The organism is Thermodesulfobacteriota bacterium, from assembly GCA_035325995.1.
Taxonomy (GTDB): Bacteria; Desulfobacterota_D; UBA1144; order Nemesobacterales; family UBA2774; genus JADLGH01.
Genome location: DAOKYU010000008.1, coordinates 86,484 through 100,004, shown reverse-complemented (window position 1 = coordinate 100,004; position 13,521 = coordinate 86,484). Strand labels below are relative to the sequence as shown.

The window sequence follows — 13,521 nt, the reverse complement described above, 5'->3', positions numbered from 1 at the left end:
CCCGCAAACCGAGACGGCATACCCCCCATTTATAAATGGTAAAAAGAGGGCAGGGTTAAGTCAAACGGAATGTGCAAGAAATACCCTATCACACTTGCTCATACGCTTTGAGGAATTCGTCCCTCGATATTCCAGCCTGTGTGCAAACACTTCTTGGAGTCGAGCCTTTGATTCTCGCATGATTAGGTATTGTCAGAGGCGTCCGTGTCCCGTCAGGATTTTCCCTCAGCATTGCTATGTGCTCTCGCTCCCGAATAAGAAGGAAACCGAGAAGCTCCAGCGTTTTTATTACCCTCGCCTTCGGCGCATCGACAGGAAATTTAGTCATGAGATATTCCATTAAATTGGAACCAAAGGAATGTCAAGCAATTTCTACGAGAATTCAGAAAACGGAACACAAAGCTCAATAAAATGGAACTTATTTGGGATATTGAGACGGCGATATATTTAAAGACCTACCCCGGCCTCGGCTAAAAACACTTCTAAAACAGGTGATTCGTCAGTTAAAACATCCTCACCGAAGGTTTCTATGTGGAACCGGATAGCGGATTTCACGTCCGTCAAAGCATCCTCATACGTATCGCCCTCACCGACGACAACTCCCTTCAAGCCGATCGGATATGCCACATAGACATCCGGATGCTTTTCAACAATTATCTTGAACTGTCTCTCCATGATTATCCTTCCTGAATTGTATTATTGCCGGTAAAAAACACTCCCCGAAGCCAACCAACATATAAAGGTAAACAACATGCAGACGGTAAGTCAAGCCGGACTTACTCCCCCAATCCTTATATGACATCCATATCGATCTCATACGCTCCGTTAAGCCTACGGCCTGGCGGGGGCGGTAAAAGAGTCTCCGGAGTCGGGCGCGGGCTTCGTGCGTCCGGCCCCGGAGAGGGCCTGCCCCACGCGGGGACAGGCTCCGAAGTTTTTCTATTCTATAACATCCGGCGGTATCGTAGGTCCGGAGCTGCCGTCGCCGCCGCCGTCGTCAGGCCCGGGGGTCGGCCCCGGCGTGGGCGGTGCGGCGACTTCCTGGGTTATAATGACCACAACTTCGATAAGTCCGTCTTCCTCAGCTATGAGGGGACAGAGGGTTATGAATTCCGGCGGAATCTGAATCTGGGTCCTGGCAAGTATAATCTGTGTGCCGGCCTGTCCGACGAAGGCGTTATACTGGACGAAGAACTGGCCAGAGTTTACGTTGCCGAGTATCGGGGCGACGTAGATAGCGTCGCCGATCTCGGGGTCGCCGCCGCCGTTAAGTGAGCCGATGTCGGGATTGCTGAGCGATATCTCGACGAGTGTTCCGGGCTCTAAACCCACGGACTGGAAGGTGAGCGGGACGGCGATGTTCGTAGGCGCCGGGGTCGTAGACGGATGGGGCACGATTATCGGGTCGGTGTCGGGCCCGGGCGTCGCCGCTACGAGGCCGACGCCATCGAGCGTAAGCGTCGTGAAATCGCTCTCGCTCCGGCCGTCGGCGAGCCTGACGGTAGCCGAGATATTTATAGAGGCCGTTTCGTTTATGCCGACGAGGACGCCCGAGAGATAATTAACGAAGGCCTCGTTGTTTATTACAGTGCCGCTGCTGTCGAAGAGGCATCCCCTTAGCGCCGGAGGGAGGCCGCTACTCGAAAAGGTTATCTCGTAATCTATTTCCGAGCCGTCCGGAACGAGGAGCGTATCCACCTGTATGAAGGATTCCTCGGAGGCGTTCCCGAATACGGTGTTCGGGTTCGCGCTCATGTTCATGATGAACGTGTTTACCGGGTTTTCGGACTCGTCGCCGCTGTCGAGGCTGTCGACGCAGGCGTGCTGCGACAAAACCATGAGCCCGAGAAACGTCAGTATGGAGATTACCTTTACGGATTTGCGTTTGAACATCCTGTTAAGCATCATCTGTATCCATCCTCCTTGCCGGAATAACATCTACTCCCCGAGGTCAGCGTTCACCGAGAAGGTCACTATATCTATAGCGCCGCTGTCTGTGGACGCGGAAAGCGTCGCGGGGTCGATTACCGCGTCGCCTATCAGAAGGAGCACGAAGGCCATGCCGCGGTTGTCGGTGAGAACATCGAAAGGCGAATCCACGAGCGCCCCCATGCTGAACCATTCGGTTATGGATGTCGACGCACACTGCTGCGGCGAGCACGCGCCGTTATCGACGAGCTGAAGCGCCTTCGCGTCGGCGATACCGTCCCCGTTGGTATCTATCACGAACGAATTCTGGTCGGCAAATGACAAATCCCAAATCACCCGCACGTCGTTGAGGGGCTCCTCGTCTGGGCCGAGCACCTGGGCCCGTACGAGAATCTGCGTTATGGCGTTGAGCCCGATGTTGATATCTTCGGGCGGGTTCAGTATCTCTATCGTCGAGCCGAAGGGCGCGAACGGGGGATTCGACCCGCAGCCGCCTGCGGCTAGACCCGCCGCGAGGAACACGGCAACGAGCGCCGGGAATACCAATTGTCCTATTAATTTCCTTCTCATCAAACCATCCTCCAGGATATCTGTCTTTTACCTGATGATCCTCGGTGTTATGAATACTATGAGCTCCCTTCTCTCGTCGTTCGTCCTGTTGTTCTGGAAGAGCCATCCGAGGAGGGGGAGCCGCGAAAACCAGGGAAGCCCGTTGTTCGTCTCGTCCATTCGGCGCGTGAATATGCCGCCTATGACTATGGTTTCGCCGTCGCTCGCCAGGACCTGCGTCGTGGCCTCGTTCCTTCTTATGGAAGGCTGGCCTCCCGCGCCCGTGAGCGCAGGGTCGGGGGAGTTGTCGGTTACGACTATCTCCATGAGTATCCGGTTGTCGTTCGTCACCTGGGGGGTTACGGAAAGGCTGAGCGTGGCGTCGACGAACTGGGTCTGCGTGCCCGCGGCGGAAACGGAGAGAAACGGGATCGAAACGCCCTGCTCTATCCTCGCCGGCGTGTTTTCGAGCGTCAGCACCTTCGGTGAAGAAAGGATTCGGCCGTCGCCCCTTTGCTCAAGGGCGGAGAGCCGGAGGTCGAGGTCGAACGCACCCGTAAGGCTCCCGAGGACGATACCCATAACGCCGCCCGAGCCCGGGCCCGCAGCCGCCGGGAGGTCGATAATGAAGTTGTCTCCCGTGGTGCCGAACGGGCTGCCGACAGTGGTGCCGCCGACTTCGACGCTCGACGGAAACGTTGCGCCCGTCGGGTTGCCTGTCGCGGCCGAGGCCCTGTAATCGAAGCCCCACTGTATGCCGAGCTCGCGGGTGAAGTTGAGCGTGGCCTGCACAATCCGCGATTCTATGAGCACCTGGGGGGTCCTCGTGTCGAGGTCCTCGACGAGGGACTCTATCTGCCCGGCCCTGACCGCCGTGTCGTTTATAAGAATGCTGTTCGTCCTGGTGTCCACCCTGAGCTCGCCCCTGTCGCTTAGAAGCGGATCGACGAGGGGGATGAGCTCGGCCGCCGTCGCGTAGTTGACGAAGACCTGGCGCGTGATGAGGGGCTCGAGCTCTTCGTTGGTCTCCACCGTCTTCCTTACCGCGCGCTGGCGGGCCTGGAGCGTGGCGAGGGGCGCTATCCTGAGGACGTTGCCGTCGAGGAAGGCGCCGAGACCGGCGTCTTCGAGTATGACGTCGAGGGCCTGGTCCCAGGGGACGTTAGTGAGCTTGAGCGTTACCGTGCCGGCGACGTTACTGGCTATGATCATGTTGAGGCCGCTTATGTCGGAGATAATCCTCAGCACGTCCCTTATGTCGGCGTCCTTGAAATCGAAGGAGACGAGCTGCCCCTTGTACGTTTTTACGGCCCCGGGCATGGAAGTGAGCCTGAAGTCGAAGGCGTAGAGGTCTTCGGGGTGCACCGAGACATCGACCTGCTGCTCGCTCGCGGCCCGGACGGCCCGGGACTCCCCGAAGTTAAGCACGAGCCGGTTCCCGCTCTGGCTTACGTTTACCGGGACGCGGGATTCTTTTAGCTCGATTACCACTATGATGTCGCTCGGCTTTATCGGGTCCCTGAACGAGGAGATGAAGTTTATGGGGCTGTCGAAGTCGCTTACGTCCCTCGAAACCTGGAACTTGTCGGCGAGTATCACGTTCGAGAGCTTGAGGCTCACCTTTTTGTCCTCGTCCGCGAGCCTCTCGTATTGAATCGGGGAAGCCGTGCCTATAGTGACGATCCCCATCCCCTTATCGACTTCGAAGCCTATGCTCTCGACGTGGTTAAACCGGTCGGAGGCATTGACCGCCCGGGCCTGCGCCACCTGGATTCGGGCGGCGCCGTCCGCCTGTGCCGCCGGGGATTCCGGACCTGTTAATGAGTCGTTTTCGTAATTTGACCGGGGCGCGCTGCCCCGGGCGTACGACGCCGTGGACAGCACACAGACAATGAGCAGGGTGACCTTTATGAACAGGGTTCTCATTAATCCATCCTCCTTCTAAATCTTCCTCCTTTATTTCAATCGTCCGTCATTGACCGTCTTCGAATGCGAGAACGGATTTTTTCGTTTCGACCTTTACTTCGCCGTAGACGTCTTCGGACCTTATGGTCTCCTCGACCAGGAGGCCGTTCTCCCTCACTTCGAGTATCTCTCCTTCCTTGTTGCCTATCCTGTCGCCGTCACCGAGGAAGTAGGTGTTGCCCTCGGGGTCGACGACCATCGCCCGGGGCTTCCCGCTCATCCAGACGATGCCGGATATCCTGAACTGATCGAGGGAGTATCTCTGTATCGGCGGGACGACCACCGGCGCGGGACCGGCCGCCGGGATGTCCACGAGCTTTATGAAGGGCTTGAAGGGATCCCTCTTTCCGGCGGGATCGTAAGGGGGCCTGTCGCCCGCGACGGGCTGTATGGCGCTCGCCCTTTCCTCGAGCGATCTATCGGTCCCGGATGCAGGCTCGCCCGGGGGAGCACCGGCGCCGGAAGGGGGCTCGGCCTCGGAGCCGGGCATCGGCGGCGCGTTCTCGCGGGCGGATCTTATGACTTCCATGCCCTCGCCTATGGTGTTTTCTTCCCCACCCTGCGAATAGGACGGAAGGGTCCCGGAAAGAATTATCGCCAGGAGCAGCACCAGCGCGGGGATATGTTCGGCCTTAAGCAATCTCATGTTATTTCTCTTATTTGGTACTTCTCTTCTTCGATTTTCCCCTGGCCTTGCCCTTGCCCTTTTCGCCGGCTGGCGGGGTTTCGGGCTGGGGGAGGAGCCTGAAGGTTACGACGCTGAATTTCGCGTTGAGTATGACGTTGTTTCCCTTTACGTCCGTACGCGAGAGGACGAGGTCCCTCACGTTCACAATCCTCGGAAGCCTCGAAATGCGGTCGAAGAAATCGGCGAGATTGAAATAGCCGCCTATGACCTCCATCTGTATCGGTATCTCGGCGTATATCTCCCTGGCCACCTGCCCCTGCGGCTGGAAGATTATGGAATCGAGGCTGGAGCCGGATATCTCGGAATAAACGCTGTCTATGAGGGCCGGTATCTCCTTTTCCTTGGGGAGCTTTAAGGATATGAGCTCGAATTCCCTGCCGAGCCTGTCGAACTCCTTTTCGAAGGCGGGGAGCTCGGCGGCTATGGCCTCGTACTCTTTTATCTTCTTTTGCTCGGAGGCGAGCTTCCTTTGGGCGCGCTCGAGCGTCTCCCGGCCCGGAGACCAGTAGAAGTACCAGTAGGCCGCGGATACGACCCCGACGATTACAAGAAGGAGAACGAGCTTTACGTGAACCGGCTGCTCGCTTAACCTTTCGGATATTTCGTCGTAAAAAGCCATCGTCTATCGGCCCTTTTTGGCGGTGTCGGGCGCTTCGGGCGCCACAGACCCGGTTTCGGCCGCCTCCGTTTTCTTTTTACCGGCGTAGTCGAGCTTCGCGTTGATAATGAAATTCCTGAGGTCGAGCTTTCGTATCTCGGTCTTTTTTATCACTCCGAGCTCGACGGATACGAAGTAGGGAGAGGATTCGAGCGACTTCATGAAATCGGCCACCGTGAATTCGTTGTCGGCTATTCCGACGAGCCTCGCCTGAAGCCCTTTTTCGGTGAATTCATCGAGCCATGCCTTGTTGGGTATGGCTTCCGCGAGGGCGTCCATGACGAAGAGAGGCCCGGTGCGGTTACTTTCGAGGACCTTGATTATGTCTATACGCCTGTTGAGCTCTTCGTTCTTCGCCTTGAAGTCGTCCACCTTTTCCTTTATCGTTTCGAGCTCCTCGATGCGCTTTTCGGCGCGGGCGATCTTGCGGTTCACCTCTTCTATCCGCCTGCCCTGCATGACGTGGAGCGCAGCCAGCACAGCGAACAGCGCAACTATAACCAGGAGCCCGAGGACGAGCTGCCCCACACCACGCACGTCCCGCTTTTCGGGTTCCGGTATGAGGTTGATCCTTATCATTTGTTGTCCCCCGGCTTCCTCGAAGCGAGCCCCATGGCCACGCTCATCTTGGGGGCTATCGACTGTATGTATTCGGGATCGAAATCGTTGGGGTCGTAGGCGACGTTCCTGAAGGGGTTCATGAAATCCACCGCGGCGTCGGTTATGTCGGAGAGTGTATCCCTGAGACCGGCTACGCCCGACGATCCGCCGCCTATGAGTATCCGGTTCACCTTGCTTGTCCAGAGCGTGGACGAGAAGAAGTCGAGCGTTCTTTTTATCTCGCCGGATATCATGTCCACGAATTCTCCTGTGACCTTTTCGAGCTCGGGGGGAGACTCGCCGTCTTTCATGGAGGTCTTCAGAAGCTCGGCCTCTTCGAAGGCGGCGTCGGTTTCCTTCATTATCCATTCGGTGTAGATGTTGCCGCCGGTTGTTATGTCCCTCGTGAAGACGGAGACCCCGTCCTTGAGGATGTTGATATTCGTGACCGAGGCGCCGATGTTGACGAGGGATACGAGCCCTTCGGATTCGGGGTAGTTCACCATGTACATGTTTTCGAGAGCGAAGACGTCTACGTCGACCACGACGGGATTGAGCCCCGCCTCTCTCACCACGGAGACGTAGGAGTTCGTAACGTCCTTCTTCGCCGCGACTATGAGGACGTCGATGTTGCCCTCCGGCGTTTCGCCCGGCATTACCTGGTAGTCGTAGTTGACGTCGTGAATGCTCTGGGGGATGTATTGCTCCAGCTCCCAGGGGATGGATTCCCTGAGCTCGTTTTCGGACATCTTGGGAAGGCTTACCTTTTTTATTATCACCGAATGGCCGGAAATGGATATGGCGGCGTTCCTGGTTTTCACCCTGAGGTCGCCGAAGAGAGAGGCTATGGTTTCCGAGACCGCGTCGTAGTTGTTTATGATCTTGTTTACGACCGCATCCCTCGGCAAAATTGCCTCGCCGATATTCTTAAGCTGATACCCGCTCTTCACCGATTTCAGCTCAAGGAGCTTCACGCTATTGGAGCCGATGTCGAGTCCTACGAGTTCTTTCTTACTTAAAAACAAGTATTCCTCCCAAGTTACAATACCAATTTAACCACTTCTTTGAACTTTTTGCAATACTTCTATAAAAATATCAAAGACCTCTTTAATTGTAGTCAGTATGATATTGTAATACTTAATATAAAGCGAATCCGAGTGCAGACGCAAGCCCAGCCGCTGGATAAAGCGGCATGACCGGATATATTTTGCAGTGAGTAGAGGGAATTAGAGCGCAGCCGAGGGGAAAGAAGCGGCAGGAGCGGTTTTCCCGCGGCTTTACCATCACCGGCAAAATGGCGCCGTTCGTTTAGGCAGGAATGAAGCTATAGCGAATTTTGATATGTTGTTATAGCTTAGAATTAAAACTTAGACCACGATTTGAGCTATTTAAACGGCGCGATTTCCTGTCGGGGAATGCTTTTCAGGCGGGCGCCGGGGGAAGGATGGAGGAAAACCTTAAAGTAACTCTCCAGCTTTTAGGATGGAGGAGGCGTCTCGTTGGGATCTTCGTAGTATATTTCGACCTCTCTCGAAAAGACCCTGTTGGGATTAGAGGCGACCGACATCTTGAAGAACGCCCTTTCGGACGGATAAAGGAGGGCGTTCATATCTTCTTCGAAGAGTGAAACGGAGTTGGCTTCTATTATGTTGCCGCCCTTGTCCTTGAGAACTATCACTACGTAGACGGAGCGGACGGGCTGGTCGCTGGTGTTTATGACCGCCCCGTTGAATTCGAGGTTGCCGTCGGCGTCGATGCTCTCGAGTATCGGGCCGTCGAGCTCGACGACGCCGTTCTTCTCGGGGCTGTCGCAGCCGGCGAGAATCACGAAAAGGAGCAGGAATATGGAAAACAGCAGCTTTTTCATTGCTTTCTCTTTTCGGCGAGCTCGGATATGGATATGACGTTCTTGCCGGATTCCTGCTTCTTTGCAGGGTCGTCACCGTCGACGCGGTCGGTCTTGTGGTCCTCTATGATGTCGCCGAGGACCTTATGCATTATCTTGAGCGCCCCGATGGAGTGCTCCTTCAAATATCCTTTCTCGAATACTATCTCCTTTTTCTTCCTCATGAGGAGATAGAAGATGAAGGCCTGGTTGTTCAAAACTATGAGCATCGCGGCGTAGAGGAGATAGTTGTCCGCGAAGACCTTTTTCAATATGGCCTTGGTGTCGGAATCTATCTTTACGATCCCGAAGGGCTCGGACTGGGCCTGGGACGAGAACGGCACCGATACGGAGATTATGCCGTTAAAGTCCTTGACCGTGTAGCCGTCTTCGGGATAGAACTCCTTCATGAACAGCCCGTCGCCGGCGAGGTTGGCCTCGACGTCTTTCTTGAAGACGACGCTGAAGAACTTGGGGGCTATCTCGAAGGTGTTGAAGAGCTTCTTCCGGCCGAGGCGCTTGTCGAGGAAATGGTAGAACTCGCCGCTGGTGGGCTGCTTGCCTTCCTCGGCGTAGAAGTCGCTGGCGAGGTCGCCGATCGTTTCGGAGATGGCCCTTGTCTTGACTACGAACTCTTCCTTGGCCTTGTTGAACTGAAAAAGGAACACGAGTCCTATGAGAGCGAGAATGCATAGCTCTATTCCCACGGCCTTAAGGATTGTCGAAAACCTTCCCATTAAGCGCATTTAATGAATTCTTCCAGTATCTCCTGGACTCCTTCGTCCTGTGAATGTCTGAGGAGCATGAAAATCATACCGCCGAAATCCCTCCGCATGTCGTGGTCGAGGCTCCTGTAAAGATTAATGAGGGCCTTCTCGGCATCGGTGAGGACCTCGAAGCTGTCGTCGGTAATGTCCTCTTTTTCCATGAATCTCTTGAGGCGTTCTTTCTTTGCGACCGTCCATAGCTCGTCGATGTTTACTTCCAGTATCGATGCTATCTGGCTGCATCTCTCGATGGATGGGGCGTCTACCTTGCCCGTTTCGAGCTGGTGGATGAAAACACTTGAAACGTTAAGCGCCCGGGCAAGGTCTTCCTGTGTAATATTACGCTGTTTCCTTTTGCTCTTCAGGTAATCGCCAAATCTCATTAGTGCCTCCAAAAAATTATGGAAATCGGTATTTTGAACAGAATGGTTCACTTAATTTTACATTATGGAGAGAGGTAAAGGCAAGGCTTTATTTAGATATAATCGAGCAGGATTGCCTGACGCCGGTATAAGCCGCCCGCTATGCGTATCGGCGAGCGCCGTAGCGCTCCCGAACCGATAACTTTACCGATAAATATTGACACCTTCGAGCCGGGCATCAATACTGATAATGATTATCATTTTCATATTATTACGCATCCTCCCCGAAATGAATTTATACGTTTCCGCAGCTCGAAAAGACATGCCCCGGAACGACTGAATAGCCGGAAGTTATACGGCCCGCGAGCCCGGGCTCTCGGGGCTGTGCATGACCCCGGAAGTTGGACTCGGCTTCCGGGAGTAAGACAAAATACGAATAACGGGAGATAACGATAATGAACGACGCCGGCATCATTACACGTTTCACGCGTGCGCTGTCACTCACGGTGATCTTTTGCGCTCTCTTCTTTTCCATTCTCTCATGCAACAAGGAAGAGCAGCAGCCTGATCACGCACCCGGGGGAAAGAAAATCGGCGTCCTTCTCGTCAACCACGGCTCGCGGTCGGAAGCGTGGAGACAAGCCCTTCTGGACCTCGAAGCCGGCGTGAGGGAGGACGTTCTCGGCGGCGGTACGGCAGAGGGAATAAAAACCGCTTTTATGGAGTACAACGAGCCCTCCATAGCCACGCGTCTCAAGGAATACGATGCCGAGGGATTCACTGACATAGTGGTCATTCCGATATTCCTTACCGTAAGCCCCCACTCGTTCGACGACATACCCACCATTATCGGGCAGAAGGAAGACCCCGCGTCGATGGAGATGTTGAAAATAGAAAAAATAGAAAGATACGCTCCGAAGGCAAGAATCTACATCGCCCCGCTTCTCGACTTTACCGGCATCCTGCAAAAGAACGTGCTGAGACGAGTGGAGACCCTTTCCACCGATGCCGGGAACGAGGGGCTCGTCCTTATCGGATACGGCGACGAATTGTACGAAAGAGAATGGGGCGAGCTGTTCGATGAAGTCGCCGAATACGTGAAGAGAGAGAAAGGTATCACCGAGCACGCCTACGGCTGGTGCGGGCATATCGCGCGTTACGACCCGGGCAAAACGACGGACGCGATCAACAGGGTGCTCAAGAAGAAGCGGGCGGCGATCGTGATTCCCGTCCTCGTGGCTTTCGATGAAACGTTTCAGGTGAAAATTATCGGCGGCGGGGTTTCGAATGTCCGCGACCCGGAAAAGAGGGTCGTATATAAACCAGACGCGATACTGCCGGACAAAAACATAGAGCGGTGGGTGATAGACGTTTCCCGTGAATACGCGGGTAAGATCCGGGTCGGGGCCGCCGAAGATATCTGACAACTGGGAAAGATGTGGCAATGAAAATAAGGAAGCTCAACATTGCAGTTCACCGAGACCTCGGCTATTTTCTTTCTTCTCTCATCATCGTCTACTGTATATCCGGCATCGCCCTCAACCACATAAACGACTGGAATCCGGATTTCGTGATACATAGAGAAGCGGTGAAGATATCCGGGAAGCACTCCGTGGCGGAGCTGAACGACGAGCTGGTCCACGGCTTCGGCAAGCTGGTCGGCGAAGAATCGTTTAAGGTTTACGACATGCCGACGCCGGACCAGGTCAAGATATATTACGATAACGGCTCGCTCCATCTGAACCTGAGCACCGGTACCGGGATATACGAGAAGCTTTACAGGCGGCCCCTGTTCTATCATGCGAACGTCCTACACCCATGCGAACGTCCTACACCGGAACAGCGCCAAGGGCTGGAGATGGGCCTCGGACGTGTTCGCCGTCATGCTCATCACGATCAACGTAACGGGGCTTTTCATACTGAAGGGGAGATACGGGATAACGGGGAGGGGCAAGTGGCTGATAGGATTCGGGGTGCTGCCGCCCCTGATAGCGCTCATCGTTTACGAGATCATTTAGCGAGGTCCGGGCGACGCAATGAGCATAAAGACGCCGGAGGGCCCGTGCGGCCGGACTGATAGCGTACTTCTCGTGGTTGATACGATTCCACGGTTCCGTTTGAAAGACAGGACGCGGCAGATCGTCACCGTTCCGAGGCGGATTTCGCAGCTTGACACCAAAGCCTGTCAATAGATAACCTGTATTTAACAGGAAGTATATGCAAAGAGGGGCGAAGCGGAACGCCCTTCTTCGTTCCCAGGGTGAATATGCCGAAACGGCACTCCGCGTAACCCGGGAGGTGAGACCGCCGGGGAGGAGCGAGGGGCGGAAAGCCGCGGCAGGGATGCGGATAAGGGGAAAAGGGAGCCGGGACGTGAAAGCCTCGGACCAGAATACCATATATACCGTCGGGCACTCCACGCACAGCATGGAAGAGCTCACGGCGATGCTGAAGTCCTTCGGCGTCACGGTCCTGGTGGACATAAGGCAGTTTCCCGGCTCGCGGAAATACCCACACTTTAACAAGGAGAACCTGACCGCCGAATTGCAAAAAGCCGGAATAGGCTACGTCCACATGGAGGATTTGGGAGGGCGGAGAAAGGTGCGGAAGGATTCGAAGAACAGCCGCTGGCGGAACGAATCATTCCGCGGGTACGCGGATTATATGGAGACGAAGGATTTCGAAAAGGCGGCGCGGGCGCTCGAAGGGATCGCGTTAGAACAGCCGGCGGCTTACATGTGCTCGGAAGCCGTATGGTGGCGCTGTCACCGCTCGATGGTGTCGGATTATTTGAAAGCGAGGGGCTGGCGGGTGCTGCATATAATGGCTGTAGGCAAGGCGGAAGAGCATGCTTATACCTCGCCGGCGCGCGTCGAGGGACGCCGCGTTTATTATTCGGACGGAGGCTTGTTCGACAGGTAAACATCCGACGACGGAAACAAAATCTACATGGGGGGCGATAACATGGCTGCAAAGTTTAAAGTGGGCGATAACGTAAGCTGGAACTCGGAGGCGGGAAGGGTTTCGGGCACGATTATTAAAGTGCACACGAAGGATTTCGATTATAAGGGTTACACGCATCACGCTACGGAAGACGAGCCGCAGTATGAAATCAAAAGCCATAAGTCGGACCATGTAGCGGCGCACAAGGGCTCGGCGCTTACGAAGATCGAAGATTAAATGGAGAATAATTCTCCAGGGACCGACACCGCCTCGTTCATAAAGACGCGGCAATCGAGCGCACATCTCCAAAATACCATGACTTACGGTCCCGAAGGCGCACCAAGGCCGGCATGGATAGTTTCGACGTTTCGATAGCGGAACACCGCCGCCAAGGGTGCGCGTTCCGGCACGCAATTGCAAAAGGTAGCGAGAACGAGACCGGCGACCGCGTTCGAATGTGCATGTATACACGGGCCGGAGACCCGGAAAACCTCGTGTGGAACGCCGGACCGCGGGAGCTTCAGGGCGAAACGCGCCTGGCCCAGACCGGGTAGTCCACACCGGCAATCCGGTTCACCACTATGGCCTGTATCGCCAGCACGACGACTGCGAGCTCTATGATGAGCAGGTGAACGGGCGCCGTGATTATGCCGAGGGAGATGATCAATGTAGTCGCCGCCGCCGGGGGATGCACGACATCGAACAGAATCATGAACGCCCCGGTAGTCGCGAGCGAGACCGCCGCGGCGACGATGCGGGGATCGTGCACGCCTGTCACGGTTGCGGGCGCTGCATCCACCAGGCCGGTCAGCCAAAGAGCGCCGTAGCCGCACAAAATACCTATGGCGTGACCAAGGATAGCGTTACGGGGACTTGCCGCGGCGGAAGCCGGAGTGAAGAACACCATAAATGCCGTCGGACCGAGAGAGGGAAATATGAAAGTGGTTTTCCACGCCATCGCCATCCAGGCGAGAATCGCGCATGTGACGAATCCGTTGACGAATACGAAAAGGGCCCAGACAATTCGCGCCGGGAAACGCTCGATCAATCCCGGGAGACGCAATCGTCCGAAAAGTTCCCTTATCTCTCTGCCGGATTTCTCTTCCATTACAGGAGCCCTCCCTCGAAGCCGATACGAAATTCTATGCCAGAATGGAATCGACGGCAATGACCAC

At 55.4% G+C, this 13,521-nt stretch carries 17 protein-coding genes; 4 read left to right on the top strand and 13 right to left on the bottom strand.

What is annotated here, in order from left to right; translation table 11 throughout:
- Positions 1 to 88: 88 nt before the first annotated feature.
- The 12 genes from PKC29_11495 to PKC29_11440 form a co-directional block, all read right to left on the bottom strand.
- Positions 89 to 328 carry a type II toxin-antitoxin system HicA family toxin gene (locus PKC29_11495; GenBank protein HML96042.1) on the bottom strand — a complete coding sequence of 80 codons (240 nt, stop codon included), beginning with the start codon at positions 326 to 328 and terminating at the stop codon, positions 89 to 91.
- 119 nt (positions 329 to 447) lie between these two features.
- A complete protein-coding gene (locus tag PKC29_11490; protein ID HML96041.1) occupies positions 448 to 675 on the bottom strand; it encodes a type II toxin-antitoxin system HicB family antitoxin in 228 nt (75 codons plus the stop codon).
- A gap of 264 nt (positions 676 to 939) precedes the next feature.
- On the bottom strand, positions 940 to 1,908 hold the full coding sequence (locus PKC29_11485) for a hypothetical protein (protein ID HML96040.1): 969 nt from the start codon (positions 1,906 to 1,908) through the stop codon (positions 940 to 942).
- Between the two features lie 30 nt (positions 1,909 to 1,938).
- Positions 1,939 to 2,499, bottom strand: a complete 561-nt coding sequence (locus PKC29_11480; GenBank protein ID HML96039.1) for a hypothetical protein — start codon at positions 2,497 to 2,499, stop codon at positions 1,939 to 1,941.
- Between the two features lie 27 nt (positions 2,500 to 2,526).
- Positions 2,527 to 4,404 (bottom strand): type IV pilus secretin PilQ, encoded by a 1,878-nt coding sequence (gene pilQ, locus PKC29_11475; protein ID HML96038.1) that lies wholly within the window; start codon positions 4,402 to 4,404, stop codon positions 2,527 to 2,529.
- A 46-nt stretch (positions 4,405 to 4,450) separates the two neighbouring features.
- The gene (locus PKC29_11470) at positions 4,451 to 5,089 is read right to left on the bottom strand and encodes a pilus assembly protein PilP (GenBank protein HML96037.1); all 639 of its coding nucleotides are present in this window, start codon (positions 5,087 to 5,089) and stop codon (positions 4,451 to 4,453) included.
- A gap of 10 nt (positions 5,090 to 5,099) precedes the next feature.
- Complete coding sequence (pilO, locus tag PKC29_11465) at positions 5,100 to 5,750, bottom strand: type 4a pilus biogenesis protein PilO (protein ID HML96036.1); 651 nt, start codon at positions 5,748 to 5,750, stop codon at positions 5,100 to 5,102.
- Between the two features lie 3 nt (positions 5,751 to 5,753).
- Entirely contained in the window at positions 5,754 to 6,368 is a 615-nt protein-coding gene (locus tag PKC29_11460; GenBank protein ID HML96035.1) for a PilN domain-containing protein, read from the bottom strand.
- Positions 6,365 to 7,414 carry a type IV pilus assembly protein PilM gene (gene pilM, locus PKC29_11455; GenBank protein ID HML96034.1) on the bottom strand — a complete coding sequence of 350 codons (1,050 nt, stop codon included), beginning with the start codon at positions 7,412 to 7,414 and terminating at the stop codon, positions 6,365 to 6,367. Before pilM ends, PKC29_11460 begins: the two co-directional genes overlap by 4 nt.
- Before the next feature lie 452 nt (positions 7,415 to 7,866).
- Positions 7,867 to 8,256 carry a hypothetical protein gene (locus tag PKC29_11450; protein ID HML96033.1) on the bottom strand — a complete coding sequence of 130 codons (390 nt, stop codon included), beginning with the start codon at positions 8,254 to 8,256 and terminating at the stop codon, positions 7,867 to 7,869.
- Positions 8,253 to 9,020, bottom strand: coding sequence for a hypothetical protein (locus tag PKC29_11445; GenBank protein ID HML96032.1), 768 nt, complete (start codon positions 9,018 to 9,020; stop codon positions 8,253 to 8,255). The genes PKC29_11450 and PKC29_11445 overlap by 4 nt, the downstream gene beginning before the upstream one ends.
- Complete coding sequence (locus PKC29_11440; protein HML96031.1) at positions 9,011 to 9,424, bottom strand: helix-turn-helix transcriptional regulator; 414 nt, start codon at positions 9,422 to 9,424, stop codon at positions 9,011 to 9,013. The genes PKC29_11445 and PKC29_11440 overlap by 10 nt, the downstream gene beginning before the upstream one ends.
- Before the next feature lie 434 nt (positions 9,425 to 9,858).
- Here PKC29_11440 and PKC29_11435 point away from each other — a divergent pair, with 434 nt between their 5' ends.
- From PKC29_11435 to PKC29_11420, 4 genes are all read left to right on the top strand, one after another.
- On the top strand, positions 9,859 to 10,827 hold the full coding sequence (locus tag PKC29_11435; GenBank protein HML96030.1) for a CbiX/SirB N-terminal domain-containing protein: 969 nt from the start codon (positions 9,859 to 9,861) through the stop codon (positions 10,825 to 10,827).
- Positions 10,828 to 11,202: 375 nt separating this feature from the next.
- The gene (locus tag PKC29_11430; protein HML96029.1) at positions 11,203 to 11,421 is read left to right on the top strand and encodes a PepSY-associated TM helix domain-containing protein; all 219 of its coding nucleotides are present in this window, start codon (positions 11,203 to 11,205) and stop codon (positions 11,419 to 11,421) included.
- A gap of 325 nt (positions 11,422 to 11,746) precedes the next feature.
- On the top strand, positions 11,747 to 12,325 hold the full coding sequence (locus PKC29_11425) for a DUF488 domain-containing protein (protein ID HML96028.1): 579 nt from the start codon (positions 11,747 to 11,749) through the stop codon (positions 12,323 to 12,325).
- 42 nt (positions 12,326 to 12,367) lie between these two features.
- The gene (locus PKC29_11420) at positions 12,368 to 12,583 is read left to right on the top strand and encodes a DUF2945 domain-containing protein (GenBank protein HML96027.1); all 216 of its coding nucleotides are present in this window, start codon (positions 12,368 to 12,370) and stop codon (positions 12,581 to 12,583) included.
- Between the two features lie 283 nt (positions 12,584 to 12,866).
- Here PKC29_11420 and PKC29_11415 read toward each other — a convergent pair whose 3' ends face one another.
- Positions 12,867 to 13,454 (bottom strand): HPP family protein, encoded by a 588-nt coding sequence (locus PKC29_11415; GenBank protein HML96026.1) that lies wholly within the window; start codon positions 13,452 to 13,454, stop codon positions 12,867 to 12,869.
- Positions 13,455 to 13,521 lie beyond the last annotated feature (67 nt).